Here is a 16,682-nt window from a genome sequence, read left to right on the forward strand (position 1 = left end):
GGTAATAAGAATTTCACCCACAGGAAAAGTAAATGTTAACAGTGAACCGTTTATCTATTGAAGATGCTTATATATTAATCGAAGGCGCACGTAACAAAGCCAATGAAATTGGTGTACCGATGTGTATTTCTATCGTTGATGAATCTGGGAATCCCATTGCTTTTGAACGTATGAATGGCGGTAAGGTAACAAGTGCGATTATTGCTGGCGATAAAGCCTACACGGCGGCCGCCGCACGTAAAGCGACCCATGAATATAATGAAGTTTGTAAACCGGGCAGTCTAGCTTTCGGTATTCACACAGCAATCGGCGGTCGTCTCTGTGTTGTCGGTGGTGGTTTACCTGTTTCCGTGAATGGCGAAGTTGTTGGCGGAATCGGTTTAAGTTCCGGTACACCACAACAAGATATGGAATGCGCACAGGCAGGCATAGACCATTTCTTGGCAAGCTTAAACGCATAAGAATAATCTGTTCCAAATTGAAACAGCCTTAGGAAATTCCCAAGGCTGTTTTTATTTATCTTGGATCAAATGAGAATTCCAATCTGGTGCCGCCGGGCTCACGGATCATAAAATGTTCTTTAGGGCCTTTCCCTGAAAATTCAGGGGTAAATTCCACTTTGACCTTTGGCCAGTTTTTTACTTTTTCAAAGGCGTCCAACAACTCTTCCCGACTGGAAATTTTTAGGGCGAAGTGATGTAGGCCTATATTTTTATGGCGATTGAAATCCTGATAATCGGTTTCTTTAACCTGCCAAACAGTAAGTTTTGAGGTGCCATCAGTTAGATAGGCCGCGGGATAGTCAGGATTACCGCCAAATTGAGACCATCCAAGTAACTCCGTAAAGAAATGAACCGTTGCAGATAAATCCTGAACGGTTATCCCTAGATGATCAATACCATGTGTTTTTATCATGTCAGTCATTTTCCCCCCCTTAAGCGTATTTTGGAATAAAATAGACTGAATAAACAAGCCGTTACAGAGCCATAAAACTTTTAAAGGTGGCTTCGATTGGCTCTTTATTGATATTGCGTGTGATCATCACCAAACGTGATTTACGATTATCATCCGGCCATTTTTCTAGCTGAGCAGGTGGGTGGAATACATGTTGTACGCCATGTACGACAACAGGGCCTTCCGCCTCAACCACATTTAAGATGCCTTTCATGCGAAGCAAGTTTGCCCCGTGGGTCGCTAGCATACTTTCCATCCAGTCGACAAAGCTGTCCCATTTAATTGGTTCTTCATATTCAAAGACAAATGCCTTAATGCCGTCACCATGACGGTTCACATCATGATGGTGATGTCCGTGGTCGTGACCATGTCCGTGATGATGGTCATGATGGTGGTGATCATGGTCTTCCTTATAGGCTTCTTCCTTCATCCATGCTTTGACATCGGATGTTTTTGTTGCCGGATCGAATAAACCAAAACCTGTAAGTTCGCTTGCCGCAACTTTACCTTGGATAGGCTTGGTCACTGTGGCAGCAGGATTAATGTCTTTGAGGCGTATCTCAAGATTATTTAACGCAGCTTCATCTTTGACCAAGTCCGTTTTTGTGAGCAAAAGCTTATCGGCCACAGCTGCCTGTTTCACGGCTTCCGGTTGCTTATCCATTTGATCCATTGCATTTATTGTATCTACGCAGGTTACAATGCCATCTAAACGATAACGATGGGAAATCACAGCATCGGTAATAATGGTATGTAAAATGGGTGCAGGATCAGCCAGACCGGTTGTTTCAATCATCAAACGATCGAATTTTGGAATTTCACCATTCCAACGTTGCTTCAATAAACGACGAAGTGTTTCAATCAAGTCGCCACGGATGGTACAACATAGACAACCGCTATCCATCACAATCATATCTTCGGTCGCAGTTTCAACCAACATATGATCAAGGCCCACTTCACCGAATTCATTAATCACCACGGCGGTGTTTGCCATGTCATCTTGTTGCAACAGATTTTTTAAAAGGGTGGTTTTGCCACTTCCTAGAAAACCTGTGAGGATGGTAATCGGAAGACGTTCGATTTCTTGTTCTGTTTCTTGTGTATTGTCGGTCATGACTATTTCCTGATGCAACAAGTCTAAAATATTTAAGCTGTCTTAGCGAAAAACACCAAAGACTGCCAGCGGTTTATTGACTAAACAGTTATGATAAATAATCATGATCTTATTCAGTAAGCTATTTCGAAAATAGCCTTGCGCATTGGGACGTAACAAGTATGTTAGCCTCATGAAATTATTTAGGCATTACGATACCACCCCGCCAGATCATCAAGGCGGCGTCGTGGTTCTTGGAAATTTTGATGGGGTACATCGTGGTCACCAGGCCGTTATCGGTATGGCGGCCGCGCTTGCGCGTGATCTTGACGCACCTTTACAGGTGATGAGTTTTGAGCCACATCCGCGTCAATATTTTAAGCCCGACCAAGATCCGTTCCGCCTAACGCCGATGCGTAATAAGGTTCATCATATAGAAGCTTTAAATGTCGATAGTTTATTCGTTTTAAATTTTGACGAAAGCTTTTCAGAACTGACTGCCGAAGAATTTTTACAACAGGTGATCGTTGATGGCCTGAAAGCCAAACATGTGGTTGTTGGCTATGATTTTTGTTTTGGCAAAGGCCGTGTCGGTAATGCCGAAATGATGACTGCCTTTGGTAAAGAGAAGGGCGGTTTTGGCGTAACTGCAGTTGATCCGCAATCCAGTGCAGATGATGAAGTTTATTCTTCGACCATTATTCGTGATTACTTACGTGAAGGGCAACCGGGTTGGGCGGCTGCTATTCTTGGTCGTCCTTTTGAAATTGAAGCTCATGTAAATAAAGGGGCTCAACTAGGACGCACTATTGGTTTTCCAACAGCGAACCTGTCCCTTGGGGAATATATTCGACCAAAATATGGTGTCTATGCCGTGCGCCTAGGTGTTGAGGTGGATGGTGACGTTGAATGGTTTGATGGCGTTGCCAATCTGGGTAAAAGACCAACAGTTGATGGTTTGACAGAACTTTTAGAAGTTCACGTATTTGACTTTGATCGTGACTTATATGGCAAAGCTGTTCGTGTTGCCTTGATCGAATTTATTCGTGCCGAACAGAAATTTAACGGCGTGGATGAGCTAAAAGCACAAATTGCCATCGATAGCGAAACCGCACGACGCATTTTGCTGACCCGTGCTGCCGGGGCTTAGAATTTTCCCTGTCATTCCTGCTTTTTTCCGATGTTTACTTGACCCAAGCGGTGAGACTGCATAAAGTCGCGCCCATGAGATTTACTGATGTAAAAGAGATCGGATTTATGCGCCCGATTGGCATACGAATTATTGGCCCGGCTTCCTGCACCTGGATGTGAGGAAGAACCGGGATTTTGGCGTTCCAGTGGTTTCGAACTTTCCGAATACCCGTAACGACCACAGGCTGAAACATCTGCTAAACAGCTAGATTTCGCCTATTTCCATTTCGAAAAGATTTAGATTATTGCGCATGAAATCCAACAGATGCGCCTTTCAGGATTAAGAGACATGACCGTCGATTATAAAGATACTATCGCCCTTCCAGAAACTGATTTCCCAATGCGTGCGGGTTTGCCAAAAGCAGAACCTGTCATGTTGAAACGTTGGGAAGATCAAGGCCTATGGCAAAAGCAACGCGAACAATCCAAAGGCAATGAGAAATTTGTTCTTCACGATGGCCCTCCATATGCGAATGGTCATTTGCATATCGGTCATGCGTTAAACAAGATCTTGAAAGATATCATTGTTCGTTCTCAACAATTTATGGGGAAAGATTCTTTATATGTACCTGGTTGGGATTGCCACGGTTTACCAATTGAATGGAAAATCGAAGAACAGTACCGCGAAAAAGGGTTGGATAAAGACGAGGTTGATATCAACGAATTTCGTAAGCAATGCCGTGAATTCGCTGGTGAATGGATCAATACACAACGTGAAGAATTCAAACGTCTAGGTGTGTTTGGTGACTGGGATAATTACTACAACACTATGTCTTTCAAAGCGGAAGCACAGATTGCCCGTGAGTTAGGTAAGTTCTTGATGAATGGCAGCCTTTATAAAGGCTCAAAGCCAGTTATGTGGTCTGTAGTTGAGAAAACAGCTTTGGCCGAGGCGGAAGTTGAATATAAAGAACATAAATCCACAACTATCTTTGTACGCTTCCCGATTAAGAAAGCAGGTGAGGCGGCATTGGAAGATGCGTCTATCGTGATCTGGACAACAACACCTTGGACCATCCCTGCAAACCGTGGAATCGCCTTTGGCCCGCATATCAACTATAGCCTATATGAAGTTGTTGAAGCGGAAGAAGGTTCTGCCACTGAAGCAGGCCAGAAGATCATTGTTGCAGATGCAATGGCAGAAGATGTTCAGGGCCGTTTCAAAGTCACCGAATGGAAACATCTACAATCTGTTTCTTCTGAAAGTTTGGAAGCGACTATTTGTCATCACCCATTCCACGATGCAGGCTATCCATATGACGTACCTGTCTTGGCAGCTGAATTTGTAACCACGGAACAAGGTTCTGGATTTGTGCATTGTGCACCGGGCCATGGTGCAGATGACTATGAATTATTGACAATTAAACATGGTATGCCAATTCCAGATACTGTGGCTGAAGATGGTACCTATTACCCATCCGTGCCGATTTTCGCGGGTGAAAGCACCTATACGCAGGATGGTAAACCGGGTACAGCTAATGGTGCTGTAATGCGTGAATTGGCAATGCGCAAATGTTTGATGGCGAAAGAAAATATTCGTCATAGCTATCCGCATAGCTGGCGTTCCAAAGCACCATTGATTTTCCGTAATACACCACAATGGTTTGTATCTATGGAAACAAATGACTTGCGTGAGAAAGCCTTGAAAGCGATTGATGATACTTCTTTCTTCCCGGAAACAGGCCGTAATCGTTTACATAGTATGATTGCTAATCGTCCTGATTGGTGTGTATCCCGCCAACGTGCATGGGGGGTACCTTTACCGATTTTCGTGAGCAAGCAAACAGGTGAACCGTTGCGTGATCAAGAAGTACTGGACCGTATTTTTGCGGCCTATGAAGAAGAAGGCGCGGATGCGTGGTTCTCTCGTGATCCACAAGAGTTTTTGGGCAATCAATATAACGCAGACGACTTTGAACAAGTAAAAGACGTTGTGGATGTATGGTTTGATTCCGGTTCTACACATGCCTTCGTATTGGAAGGTCGTGACGAATTAAAATGGCCAGCAGATTTATATCTGGAAGGCTCTGATCAGCATCGTGGCTGGTTCCATTCCTCTTTACTTGTTGGTTGTGGAACACGTGATCGTGCACCATATGATGCTGTGTTAACTCATGGTTTCGTATTGGATGAAAAAGGCATGAAAATGTCTAAGTCCCTGGGCAACGTGACGACACCACAAGAAGTGAACGACCAATATGGTGCGGATATCTTGCGTCTTTGGGTGGTGTCCGAAGATTACACTATGGATTTACGTATCGGTAAAGGTACGTTGAAACAGTTGGCGGATTACTATCGTCGTTTCCGTAATACCTTCCGTTGGTTATTGGGGAATATGGCGCATTATGATGCCTCCAAACGTGTAGCTGTTGAGGATATGCCAGAATTGGAACGTTGGGTTCTTCACCGTTTGCAAGAACTTGATGTATTGGTTCGCGAAGCATGCAATAAATATGATTTCCACAAAATGTATCGTGCCTTGCATGATTTTTGTGCAATCGATTTGTCTTCATTCTATTTCGATATTCGTAAAGATAACCTTTACTGTGACGCGTCGGATGATCCAAAACGCTTAGCTGCGTTAACTGTTTTGGACGAAATCTTTGATCGTTTAGCTATCTGGATGGCGCCGATTTTAACCTTCACAACTGAAGAAGCTTGGTTGGAACGCTATGGTGATAGCATGGAGAACTCAGTTCATTTACAGCAATTCCCCGAAACACCGGTTTCCTGGAATGACGCTGATCTCGCAGCTAAATGGGCAAAAATTCGCGATGTACGTCGTGTTATTCTTGGGGCATTGGAAATCGAACGCGCAGAAAAGCGTATTGGTTCGTCATTACAAGCAGCACCTGTTGTAACAGTGTCAGAAGAAATTGCTGCGATTTTGGCGGATGTTGATATGGCTGAGGTTTCTATTACTTCCGATATCACTATTGAAACAGGTGATGTTGCTTCTGATGCTTTCAAATTGGATGATGTCGAAGGCGTTGGGGTTGTCGCTAAGGAAGCTGAAGGTGGCAAATGTGAACGCTGCTGGAAAGTTTTACCAGAAGTGACAGAAGAGCACATTATTTGTAACCGTTGTGATGAAGCGACATCTCATTTAGCTGCTGCGGAGTAAGGCCTTGTCTGAAAGTGAAACATTGGCAGATAAATATCCGTTTATGAAACTGGGATTAACGGTGGCTGTGATCTGTGCAGTTGCCGACCAGTTGAGTAAATGGTGGGTGCTGGAAGGTGTGTTTAATTTATCTTTCTGGCCGCCTCAACAGGGTTTCCCTTGGGTAGGGCGTATTGAACTTCTGCCATTTTTCAATCTAGTAACAGTATGGAACCAAGGCGTAAGCTTCGGATTATTTAGCAACTCAGCTGATGCAACCAGATGGATTTTAGTTGTTGTCACCAGTGCAATTGCGCTTGGCATGATGGTATGGCTTACAAAGGCGAATAATAGATTCCTCGCATTTAGTTTAGGACTAATTCTTGGCGGCGCTGTTGGTAATATTATGGATCGTATACGGTTTGGGGCGGTTTTTGATTTTCTGGATTTTTTTGTGGGAAATTATCATTGGCCAGCGTTTAATATTTCCGATTGCGCTATTACAGTAGGCGCCGTTCTTGTTTTGCTTGAAGGCTTTATTGTCAAAAAGGATGAAGCAACTTAATTTGCTTGATCGAAGAGAAACGAATCGCCATATAGTATAGGGTAGATTAATGGTAAGGATGCAGGTATGTCTGTATTAGTCAGATCAATTATTTTAACCGCGGGTTTAAGCTTATTAACAGCATGTGGCGGCAGCGTAGGTAAAGTTCTCGGGCTTGAAAAAGAAGCACCTGACGAATTTGCGGTTGCGACTCGTGCGCCATTGGTTTTACCACCGGATTTTGGTTTGCGTCCACCTGATCCACGTGACAAACGTGCGGAAGAAGATCGTGTGAAAGGTCAAGCGGAAGCGGCTTTGTTTGGTTTACAAAGCAGTCGTGAAAAACGGAAAAATGCTGCAGATGTGCAAAATCAGTTTGATGCTGGTGAATTTGCGATGCTTGAAGAAGCCGGGGCCGTTGGCGCGAAAGCTGATATCCGTGAAGTGATTGATTCTGAATCAGATGCCTTGGCCCGTGCTAATGAGAGTTTTGTTGACGATTTCATGTTCTGGAAAACTAAAGAACCAGGCATTATCGTTGACCCTGAAGCGGAAGATGCGCGTCTAAGTGAGAATGCAGGCCTTGGACGCCCTGTGACCGAAGGCGATACGCCAATGATTATTCGCGAAGGTGAAAATTCTTTATTCTAATTCTCTTTTTATGAGGAGATTACATGCCAACCGCGCCGGACATTCCGGTTGAATTTATAAATAAAGCTGAAATCCCTTTAATGGATGCCACGGAATTTATGTGCGATGATATTAAGGATTTCTATGCGTATTGGCTGGCTTGTAAAGGTAAACGGAATTTTCCCTCTAGGGCAGATATTGATCCCACGGACTTACTAAAATTTATGCCTCGTATATGGATGTTAGATGTCTTTCATGACAATCCATTGCGTTTTCGTGTGCGCCTATCTGGTACCGAAATCGTTGAAAAAGTCGGACGAGATAAAACGGGGCAGTTTTTGGATGAAATCGAAGAAGATTTTTATAATAGTCTTGGTTACATGAATATGCGTATGGTTGCCCAAGATGGTATCCCTATCTGGTATCATGGCAAGCCATCCCATCGTTCAACTAAATATGTAAGAAATCTTGAATATGTAATGTTACCATTATCTGATGATGATCAATTGGTTAATATCATCTTATGTGTAACTTACACTGATTTTTCCAAGCGGCAGAATGTATTGAATTTAAAAAGGGGAAGTTAAAGAACTTCCCCTTTTCATATTTAGCGCTTTGGACGACCTCTGAAGAGTGGTTGGTCACCACTGCTATCAATCTTGTTTGGTCCTTTACGTGGTTTAGACGTTTTCTGCATATCCTTGTTTCTATCCGATGCAGGTTTAGCAGATGCATTTTTACCACGTGATTTCTTCGTCCATTTACGATCATCGTTTTTGCGATCACGGTCTTTACGATCATCACGTGAAGGACGATCAAAGTCACCTTTGTCACGGAAATCTTTGCGATCTCCGCGTTTGAAATCTTTGCGTTTAAAATCACTTTTTTCTTTATGATCAAAGCGATCTTCACGACTGTCACGACGGGATTTATCTCCACGAGGTTTGCGCTCTCCACTACGATCATTGCGCTCATCACGGTTAAAGCGTCCGCCGCGTACTGGATAGTCGTCACGATCACGGCGTTCACGACGATCTTTGCGATCACCGCCATCCTTACGACCTTTGCGTTCGTCACGATCTAGTCCACGATCAAAACTACGTTCTTTTTTAAACGGACTACGTTTCTTTTCGTTGTCTTGATATGAAGAAGGATTATCAAAGAAACCTTGATCTTCAGTTTCCTTTTTGCTGTGTCGCTTTGCACGCGCCTCTTTGGCAGCAGCGCGATCTTGTTTGCGATCTTTGCTCCAACGCTCTTTCTTCGCACCACCTTTTGCAGGGCGGGATTTGCGAGAACGTCCGCCATCTTTCTTGCGACCAGAATTTGCAGCTGCTTCATCATGGAAATCGTGATTTTCATCCACATCCAGCTTCATATTCATAATGCGCTCGATAGAATTTAAGATACCTTTTTCGGCCTTATCACAAAATGCAATGGCATGACCTGTGGTACCCGCACGCGCAGTACGTCCAATACGGTGGACATAGTTTTCAGGTTCCATTGGTAATTCAAAGTTAATCACATGGGTAATGTTACTAACATCGATACCGCGTGCGGCAACATCTGTTGCGACAAGTACTTTAATTCGACCTTTTTGAAATGCATTTAAAACACGTTGGCGTTTTGCCTGTTTTTTATCACCATGGATAGCTTCGGATGGGGTGCCGGAGCGATCTAGATGGGCTGCTACTTTATCTGCTTTCCACTTTGTCTTGGTAAAGATAATAACGCGCTCTAATTCTTCTTTTTGTTCTTTGAAGATCTTCATGAGCAAGTTTAGTTTGTCAGTTGCACTTACAAACATCACTTTTTGAGTGATACGATCTACAGGTGTAGATTCCGGTGTGATTTCGATAGATTCAGGATTTTGCAGTAAGCTTGCACCAAGTTCTTTTACCTTTGGCGGCATGGTCGCAGAGAAGAGCAAGGATTGGCGTTCTTCCGGCATATGCTCAATCAATTGACGGATGTCATGGATGAAGCCCATGTCTAACATACGGTCAGCTTCATCAAGAATTAACAATTCAAGGAAGTTTAAGTTAACAACACCACGTTCTAGCAAATCTTTCAGGCGACCTGGTGTCGCAACTAGAATATCAGCACCTTTTTTCATTGCCTGAATTTGGAAGCGGTAGGTTGTACCGCCATAAACAACAACATGCTTCATACGGAAATGGTTCGCATAGATACGCATGTTTTTGTGAATTTGTTCTGCTAATTCGCGGGTTGGTGCCAAGATCAAGGCACGCACTTCATTTGGTCCAACTTTAATCGGCTTTTCAGACAGTAATTGGATTGTCGGGATCGCAAATGCAGCGGTTTTACCTGTACCTGTTTGAGCAACAGCTAAAAGGTCCTTACCTTCCAATAACATTGGAATAGCTTGCGATTGGATTGGAGTTGGGACTTCATGTCCAGTTTCATTGAGGGCACGCAGAATACGGTCGTCCAGACCGAATTCGTCAAAATTCGTATGGCTCACGGGCTCATCCTTAGTATATGACAAAGACAGAATTGGGCCGCGGCGAATTCCACGGCAACTTTATTGTTATTTTGTCAGTTTGTCGTTCAACCAGGCGCACTCGTGGGTGACGAAATTCATAAATTTTCAAACCAGTCATTCGGATTAAGGGACATTTTATTACGGCCTTCTCTGCCAACCCTTTATGCGCAATCTCAGAATGCTTTTACGGTGGCGCAGGTAATGGCGGTTTTTTTAGGCCAAGTCAAGTTGCATTCGTTGCATAGCTGCCTTGCATAGGCAGAATTCTTCGTTTTCTATGAGAAAACTTGCAATTTCATGCTATATAAGGGTATAGAAAGCCCACTCACAAAAAAGTGGATAATAATTTAAGTACAGATGGATCGACCATGGCTGACATGAAAGCTGTTTCTGACAAACAAACAATATACCTAACTGCAACCGGACGACGTTCGGAATTGCTTATGCCTGCTGGCTCTTTGGAGAAGCTGAAGGTAGCTATTCTATATGGCGCGGATGCGGTTTATATGGGAACACCTGATATGTCTTTGCGCACGAAATCCAGTGTAACACTGGAAGATGTGATTGAAGGTGTGGAATTTGCCCATGCCCGTGGCAAACGCGTCTATCTAACGCTTAATCTGTTTTCGCATAACAAAGACATCAATAAACTTGATGAGTATATTGAGACAGTGCGTAAGGTAAATCCTGATGGCTTGATCGTTGCTGATCCGGGTGTCTTCATGTTTGTGAAGGAAAAAGCACCCGAACTTGAACTTCATGTGTCCACACAGGCAAATATCTGTAGCTGGCAGTCGGTTAAATTCTGGCAAGATATTGGGGCTAAACTGGCGGTTCTTGGTCGTGAAGTTTCTTATGAAGAGCTCACAGAGATCCGTGAGAAATGCCCGGATATTAAACTGGAAGCATTTGTACATGGGTCCATGTGCATGACCTATTCAGGTCGTTGCTTATTGTCAAACTTTATGGCGGAACGTGGCGCCAACCAAGGAGCTTGTGCGAATAGTTGCCGCTGGGGGTATAAAGTTCATATTCGTCTTAAAGATGGTACCTTGAAGGAGTTGGAGCTGTCCGAGGAAGAAATGGATAAGTTCGAATTCTTCCTGGAGGAAGATTATCGCCAAGGTGAATTGATGCCATTGGAAGAAGATGCACGTGGATCATATATCCTGAATTCACGCGATCTGTGTATCATGCCGAAACTGGATGATTATCTTAAAATTGGCGTGGATAGTCTGAAGGTGGAGGGACGTGGTAAATCTGCATACTATGCAGGAATGGTGGCACGTGCTTATCGTATGGCCATTGATGATTGGTATGACGATCCTGACAACTGGAACCCGAAGAAATATTTGGACGAATTAACGGCAGTACCAAACCGTGGTTATACGTTAGCATTCCATGAAGGTCGCTTAACAAATTATTCCCACGCCTATGATGATAATCAGAATATCGGTGATTACGAATATGCAGGCCAAATTGTAGAAGTGCGTGATGATGCATTTATCGTGGATATCAAAAACAAACTTACCAAAGGTGAGGTTCTTGAATTCATGTCGCCGTATCAACAAGACCCTATGATGATCCGTATGTATGAATTTGAGGATATTCGTAGTGGTGAAACCGTAGAAGTTGTGCAACCGGGCAAAAAACCACAAATTCGTATTCCTTTTTCATTGTTCCATGAAGAAAATTTGGAAAATTTGAAAAAGAATTTCCCCGTTATGACTATCTTGCGTAAAGAGCGCCCTTTGACCCAAGATCAATGGGATCGTATGAAGGTGGATTATGAAGTCCGTATGATGGAAGCGGGCCTTGGTAAAGAAAGCACATACGAAAAACGCGCTGAACAACTCCGCACATCCATTAAGGATCGCAGTAAAGACCGTAAGCTTAAAACCCCGCGCATGGGTACAGAAGGCTGTTGCGGTAAAGGTTGTAATGGTTGTATGATTTTCTGGAATGATCCTATTTATGAAAAAGCTCGTATGTTACTAAAGCAAAAGAAGCAGGGCGAAATGTTTGATCGAGATATGAAAGAAGACCTTACTTTATCAGATCAATCTATAGAGCAGGTATCTGCCGCAGAATAATTTAGGAAAGGTAAATATGTCGAACGTTGTTCAAAGACTGATTAAGGATCACCAACGTCAGGATGAGAGCTTTTTGACATATTGCCATCCCAAAATTAAAGCTTTCTATGAATATTGGCAAAGCAAGCAGCCTGAAGACGGAATGCCTGGTCGTCAGGATATTACGCCTGAAGAGATGATCTCTTTTTTACCGGGTATAACCTTGGTTGATAAAAACGAAGACGGTGAGCTTCGTTATCGTTTAGTCGGTACCATGGAAGTTGAGATGCGGGGAGAAGATCCCACGGGGCGATTGGTTGCCCAAGGGCATTTAGCGACCAATGAACATCCCGCGATAGATAATTATAACCTCGTCTTAAATACCGGAAAATTTCTCTATGAACATAATGAAGTTATGGACCACAAAGACATGCATCTTTTAGATGAATGTCTTTTTTTACCATTAGCGAAGGATCATAAGAATCCTGATATGGTTATTGTCTATGCCACAGTCCGCTACGCGCGGGATGGCCGGGACTATCAGGGCCGTTAGGCTATTTAAAACAATATTCCGGAAAACATACGTATACTTGTTAAGAGTAGGAAAATCCCAAAAGCGATCCGTAATGCTTTTTTACTAATACTATGGGCGATTTTAGCGCCAAGTGGCGCAAAAAGCATTGTTACTGGTGAAATAAGTGCTAAACCGATGAGGTTTACATATCCTAGGCTTGCTGCTGGAAGGCTTGGATGTCCCCAACCGTTATAAATAAAACCAATCGTTCCGGGTAAACTTATGAGCAAGCCAAATAAAGCTGCGGTGCCGACTGCCCGATGAATTGGAAAGTTGAATAGGGTCAGGATTGGAACACTTAAAGTACCTCCACCAATGCCCATTAGGACAGAGAAACCGCCAACCGCGGCAGCGATCGGTTGCGCGATTAGTTTATTAGGTAATTCCTGCCAAATCGCCTTGCCATTGGGGTTGGTTAACATATTTAAAGCGACGATAAGAGCAATAATAGCGAAGACAGCTGTCAGTGTCGGACTTTTAACCTGACCGGCAACCGCTATCCCAATAATAGCACCAATGACAATAGAAATGGCCCATATTTTTATAAGACTAAAATCAACGGCGCCACGTTTATGATGGGCACGCGATGACGAAATGGATGTTGGTATGATCGTCGCAAGAGACGTACCAACCGCAATATGCATTTGGATGTCAGGATCAATATTAAGGAAACCGAGCGTCGTATATAAAACCGGGACGATAACAATTCCGCCACCTACGCCCAATAAACCAGCAAGAACACCGGCAACAGCACCGCAAGCAAGCATGCCCAAGGCAAGATAAAGTGTTTCAGCTGTTAACAAGCCTTCCATTGGAACCCATCCCTATTTCATTGATATTTATTAGGAAGGCATTGTGGCTTTTATCACAAATTTAGCAAGGGAAAGTTGAGGGCATTTGTTACATCCTGCAGTAAGGGATGCTTGCAGGATACGATAGGACAGCACCGTAACAAAGCCCTCAAGAATTGATATGAAAAGTATTGAGAGGAAAAATTGTCTTACATAAATAACTTTTCATTTTTTATGTTTTTATACATATCAGCTACATAATCGCCATATCCATTATAAAGCATGGTTGGGACGCGCTGGTTAGTACCCAACACACGTTCATGTGATTGTGGCCAACGTGGATGTGGTACATCAGGATTAACATTTGCCCAGAAACCATATTCTGATGCTTGAATTTCTTCCCAGTAACTTACAGGTCGTTCATCAGTGAAAGTAATCCGGACAATGGATTTGATTGACTTAAAACCATATTTCCATGGTGTCACCAAACGAATAGGCGCACCATTTTGTTTTGGCATTGGCTTACCGTAAATACCTGTTGCCATAAAGGTAAGGTCGTTGGTTGCTTCTTCAATTGTTAAACCTTCCACATAAGGCCACGGATACCAGAATGCAGAAAGACCCGGCATGGTGTCTTTATCTTCTAAAGTTTCCATGCGTACATATTTTGCGCCGGATAACGGTTTTGCATAGTCAATGAGGGATTTCATCGCAAAACCTGTCCAAGGAACAGCCATGGACCAAGCTTCCACACAGCGATGGCGATAGGTACGCTCTTCCATCGGCATTTGACGGATCAAGTCATATACGTCGACTTTCTTTTCTTTTTCGACCATGCCATCAAAGGTGATTGTCCATGGTTCAAGCTTCATAGCTTGGGCTTCATCGGTAATGTTTTTGCTGCTACCAAACTCATAGAAGTTACAATAACTGGTCGCGTATTTTTCTAAAGTTAATTCACGATCAAGAGGGTAGGCAGGATTAAGTTTTGATGGGAATAAATCCGCAATTGGATGCGGTGATGGTGCATTTGCCAAAGCTGATGTGCTACCAAGTAAAGAGCCACCGCCTGCAGCCAGAATTGATCCCGCAGCCAAGCCTTTAATTAAATTGCGGCGATTACGGAAATGGTTTTCATCTGTGAGATGGCATTCTTTAATATCCCATCCACGGTTCTTTTTAATCAGCATCATAAATAATCCTGCTATGTTTTAGGTGATCTATACATAGCAGGATTTAGCTATAACAACCAAATCAAACAGATGTGATCAGTGTGTTAGAAAATAGGATTAAGGAATTAAAACCAGTTTTCCTGTATGTTTTTTCTCTAGGAAATCTTTTTGCGCCTGAACAATGTCAGATAGAGGATATTCCTTGGCGACCAATGGTTTGATTTCACGTTGTTCAATATAGGAAACTAAATTTGGGAAAACGCAATCTTCTAGGGCTGTGGCACCAATCAAAGTCAAATCTTTCAGATATAAAGTTCTTAGATCCAGTTCCACCATCGGCCCCGCGATTGCACCTGCAACAGCGTAACGCCCTTTCCGTTTTAAGATTTCAAGCAGATCGGGCCAATTATCGCCACCGACAACATCGATAACCACATCCACGACTTCGGTACCTAGCGCTTCAACTAGGTTAGTACCTCTGTTAAAGAATTCTGTCGCACCTGCATCCATTACTTCTTCTTTTTTTGCAGCGCCCGCCACTGCGATCACATGCGCACCACGACGTTTTGCGAGTTGAACTGCTGCTGAGCCTACGCCACCGGATGCACCTGTAATTAATACGTTCTCGCCGCTTGAGACTTTTGCACGTTCCAACATATTTTCAGCGGTAGTGTAAGAACATGGGAAACTGGCCAGTTCGGCATCAGTCATATCTGAATTGATGTCCAACACATGGATGGAAGGGATCACCACATATTCTGCAAAACCACCATCTAGTTCAGAACCAACAAAACGTGTTTCATTGATTGTATCTCCCGGTAGGCAAGGGGCGACCAAAACGCGTGACCCAACACGTTTAGTATCTATATCTGAACCAACAGCAACAATCTCGCCAGCTATATCAATACCTTGGATACGAGGGAAGGAAAGAGCGGCACCGCCCCATGAGGCATCATCTGAATCTGCAGTACTGCTGTTTTCACTCGAAGATACAGAGGCTGTATCACCTGTATTCGCTTTGGAATACCATCCGACACGCGTGTTAATATCAGTGTTGTTGACTGCAACAGCACCGATTTTGACAAGAACTTCATCTGCATTAGGCACGGGCTTGGGAATATCATTACGATATTCAAGTTTGTCAAAATCCCCATGCCCAGTCAGATATACGCCTTTCATCACTTCGCTCATTTCTTATTCCTCAAGCAGTATGGTTTATTTCGCTCTTGAAGTTATACGGCGAGATGTATCGAAATGCGCAATGAATTATTTCGATGGGAAGCAGTGAAAAATCGATATAAGTCTTTAACTTATTGTTTATAAATAAGGATCATCTTTGCTGCGGCTTCTAATTACCTGTGCAGGTGTACCATAAGCCACGACATTATTTTCCATATCACTATGTACATAACTATTAGCACCAATCACTGTATTGGCACCGATCGTTACGCTATGTTTAACTTTAGCGCCTATAGCAATGTTACTTCTTGGGCCAAGTGTAACTTGTCCGGCCAAAATTGCCCCGGGGGCAAGAGATGAAAAGTCAGCCATAACCCCGTCATGATCAATAGATGACATCGTATTTAACATACAGAACTGACCAATATCACATTGTGCACCGACTACAACGTTTGGCATGATAATAGTGCCTTCGCCAATTTTTGCGCCTTGTGAAATAACCGCACTTGGATGGATTAAGGGCAAAAAGACAAGTTCAGGATAATTGGCGGAAGTTTCCTGATAAATTTTTTCACGACGGGTGTTATCTCCTACACCGATCGCAAAATAGTATTCATCTGGATCTACATCTTTGAAATCAGCTTTGATGGGTACGTCATATTTACTGTCCCCTGCAAGGCGTGGATCCACTAGTCTAGAAACCACATAATTTCGGGCATAGGCTATACTGAGAATAGAACTAATACCGGCACCTGCGCCGAGGATAATAAGGGGCTTATGCTTCTTTGGCATGATTGCCTATCCTTTCCGAACTGTGACTTGAATGTCTAAATACATCAATAAGTTCTAATGTATTATTGCCAAAGATCGAAA

The 16,682-nt window shown here is 43.3% G+C and carries 15 protein-coding genes; 8 read left to right on the forward strand and 7 right to left on the reverse strand.

The window, feature by feature from the left end; all coding sequences use genetic code 11:
* Positions 1–32 precede the first annotated feature (32 nt).
* Positions 33–461 carry a GlcG/HbpS family heme-binding protein gene (locus ACOQOA_RS14165; protein ID WP_420549266.1) on the forward strand — a complete coding sequence of 143 codons (429 nt, stop codon included), beginning with the start codon at positions 33–35 and terminating at the stop codon, positions 459–461.
* A 55-nt stretch (positions 462–516) separates the two neighbouring features.
* Here ACOQOA_RS14165 and ACOQOA_RS14170 read toward each other — a convergent pair whose 3' ends face one another.
* Together ACOQOA_RS14170 and ACOQOA_RS14175 are read right to left on the reverse strand one after the other, a co-directional pair.
* Positions 517–924, reverse strand: coding sequence for a VOC family protein (locus ACOQOA_RS14170; protein ID WP_420549267.1), 408 nt, complete (start codon positions 922–924; stop codon positions 517–519).
* Between the two features lie 52 nt (positions 925–976).
* Positions 977–2,068 (reverse strand): CobW family GTP-binding protein, encoded by a 1,092-nt coding sequence (locus tag ACOQOA_RS14175; protein ID WP_420549268.1) that lies wholly within the window; start codon positions 2,066–2,068, stop codon positions 977–979.
* A 172-nt stretch (positions 2,069–2,240) separates the two neighbouring features.
* Here ACOQOA_RS14175 and ACOQOA_RS14180 point away from each other — a divergent pair, with 172 nt between their 5' ends.
* From ACOQOA_RS14180 to ACOQOA_RS14200, 5 genes are all read left to right on the forward strand, one after another.
* The gene (locus tag ACOQOA_RS14180; RefSeq protein WP_420549269.1) at positions 2,241–3,197 is read left to right on the forward strand and encodes a bifunctional riboflavin kinase/FAD synthetase; all 957 of its coding nucleotides are present in this window, start codon (positions 2,241–2,243) and stop codon (positions 3,195–3,197) included.
* A 330-nt stretch (positions 3,198–3,527) separates the two neighbouring features.
* Positions 3,528–6,362 (forward strand): isoleucine--tRNA ligase, encoded by a 2,835-nt coding sequence (ileS, locus tag ACOQOA_RS14185; RefSeq protein ID WP_420549270.1) that lies wholly within the window; start codon positions 3,528–3,530, stop codon positions 6,360–6,362.
* Positions 6,363–6,366: 4 nt separating this feature from the next.
* A complete protein-coding gene (gene lspA / locus ACOQOA_RS14190) occupies positions 6,367–6,906 on the forward strand; it encodes a signal peptidase II (RefSeq protein ID WP_420549271.1) in 540 nt (179 codons plus the stop codon).
* 66 nt (positions 6,907–6,972) lie between these two features.
* Positions 6,973–7,536, forward strand: a complete 564-nt coding sequence (locus tag ACOQOA_RS14195; RefSeq protein ID WP_420549272.1) for a DUF3035 domain-containing protein — start codon at positions 6,973–6,975, stop codon at positions 7,534–7,536.
* Positions 7,537–7,559: 23 nt separating this feature from the next.
* A complete protein-coding gene (locus tag ACOQOA_RS14200; RefSeq protein WP_420549273.1) occupies positions 7,560–8,102 on the forward strand; it encodes a PAS domain-containing protein in 543 nt (180 codons plus the stop codon).
* Positions 8,103–8,122: 20 nt separating this feature from the next.
* Here the strand turns inward: ACOQOA_RS14200 and ACOQOA_RS14205 are convergent, their stop codons facing one another.
* Positions 8,123–10,000 (reverse strand): DEAD/DEAH box helicase, encoded by a 1,878-nt coding sequence (locus ACOQOA_RS14205; protein ID WP_420549274.1) that lies wholly within the window; start codon positions 9,998–10,000, stop codon positions 8,123–8,125.
* A gap of 389 nt (positions 10,001–10,389) precedes the next feature.
* Here ACOQOA_RS14205 and ACOQOA_RS14210 point away from each other — a divergent pair, with 389 nt between their 5' ends.
* Together ACOQOA_RS14210 and ACOQOA_RS14215 are read left to right on the forward strand one after the other, a co-directional pair.
* Positions 10,390–12,114: a U32 family peptidase C-terminal domain-containing protein gene (locus ACOQOA_RS14210; protein ID WP_420549275.1), complete on the forward strand. Its 1,725-nt coding sequence runs from the start codon at positions 10,390–10,392 to the stop codon at positions 12,112–12,114.
* 16 nt (positions 12,115–12,130) lie between these two features.
* On the forward strand, positions 12,131–12,646 hold the full coding sequence (locus tag ACOQOA_RS14215; RefSeq protein ID WP_155156588.1) for a PAS domain-containing protein: 516 nt from the start codon (positions 12,131–12,133) through the stop codon (positions 12,644–12,646).
* A 5-nt stretch (positions 12,647–12,651) separates the two neighbouring features.
* Here ACOQOA_RS14215 and ACOQOA_RS14220 read toward each other — a convergent pair whose 3' ends face one another.
* The 4 genes from ACOQOA_RS14220 to ACOQOA_RS14235 all read right to left on the reverse strand — a co-directional run bounded on the left by ACOQOA_RS14220 (position 12,652) and on the right by ACOQOA_RS14235 (position 16,601).
* The gene (locus ACOQOA_RS14220) at positions 12,652–13,479 is read right to left on the reverse strand and encodes a sulfite exporter TauE/SafE family protein (protein WP_420549276.1); all 828 of its coding nucleotides are present in this window, start codon (positions 13,477–13,479) and stop codon (positions 12,652–12,654) included.
* A gap of 188 nt (positions 13,480–13,667) precedes the next feature.
* Entirely contained in the window at positions 13,668–14,651 is a 984-nt protein-coding gene (msrP, locus tag ACOQOA_RS14225) for a protein-methionine-sulfoxide reductase catalytic subunit MsrP (protein WP_420549277.1), read from the reverse strand.
* 96 nt (positions 14,652–14,747) lie between these two features.
* Positions 14,748–15,821, reverse strand: coding sequence for an alcohol dehydrogenase family protein (locus ACOQOA_RS14230; RefSeq protein WP_420549278.1), 1,074 nt, complete (start codon positions 15,819–15,821; stop codon positions 14,748–14,750).
* A gap of 126 nt (positions 15,822–15,947) precedes the next feature.
* Complete coding sequence (locus ACOQOA_RS14235) at positions 15,948–16,601, reverse strand: NeuD/PglB/VioB family sugar acetyltransferase (RefSeq protein ID WP_420549279.1); 654 nt, start codon at positions 16,599–16,601, stop codon at positions 15,948–15,950.
* Positions 16,602–16,682: the final 81 nt, after the last annotated feature.

Source organism: Curvivirga sp. (assembly GCF_965219885.1).
Classification (GTDB): domain Bacteria; phylum Pseudomonadota; class Alphaproteobacteria; order UBA8366; family Aestuariispiraceae; genus Curvivirga.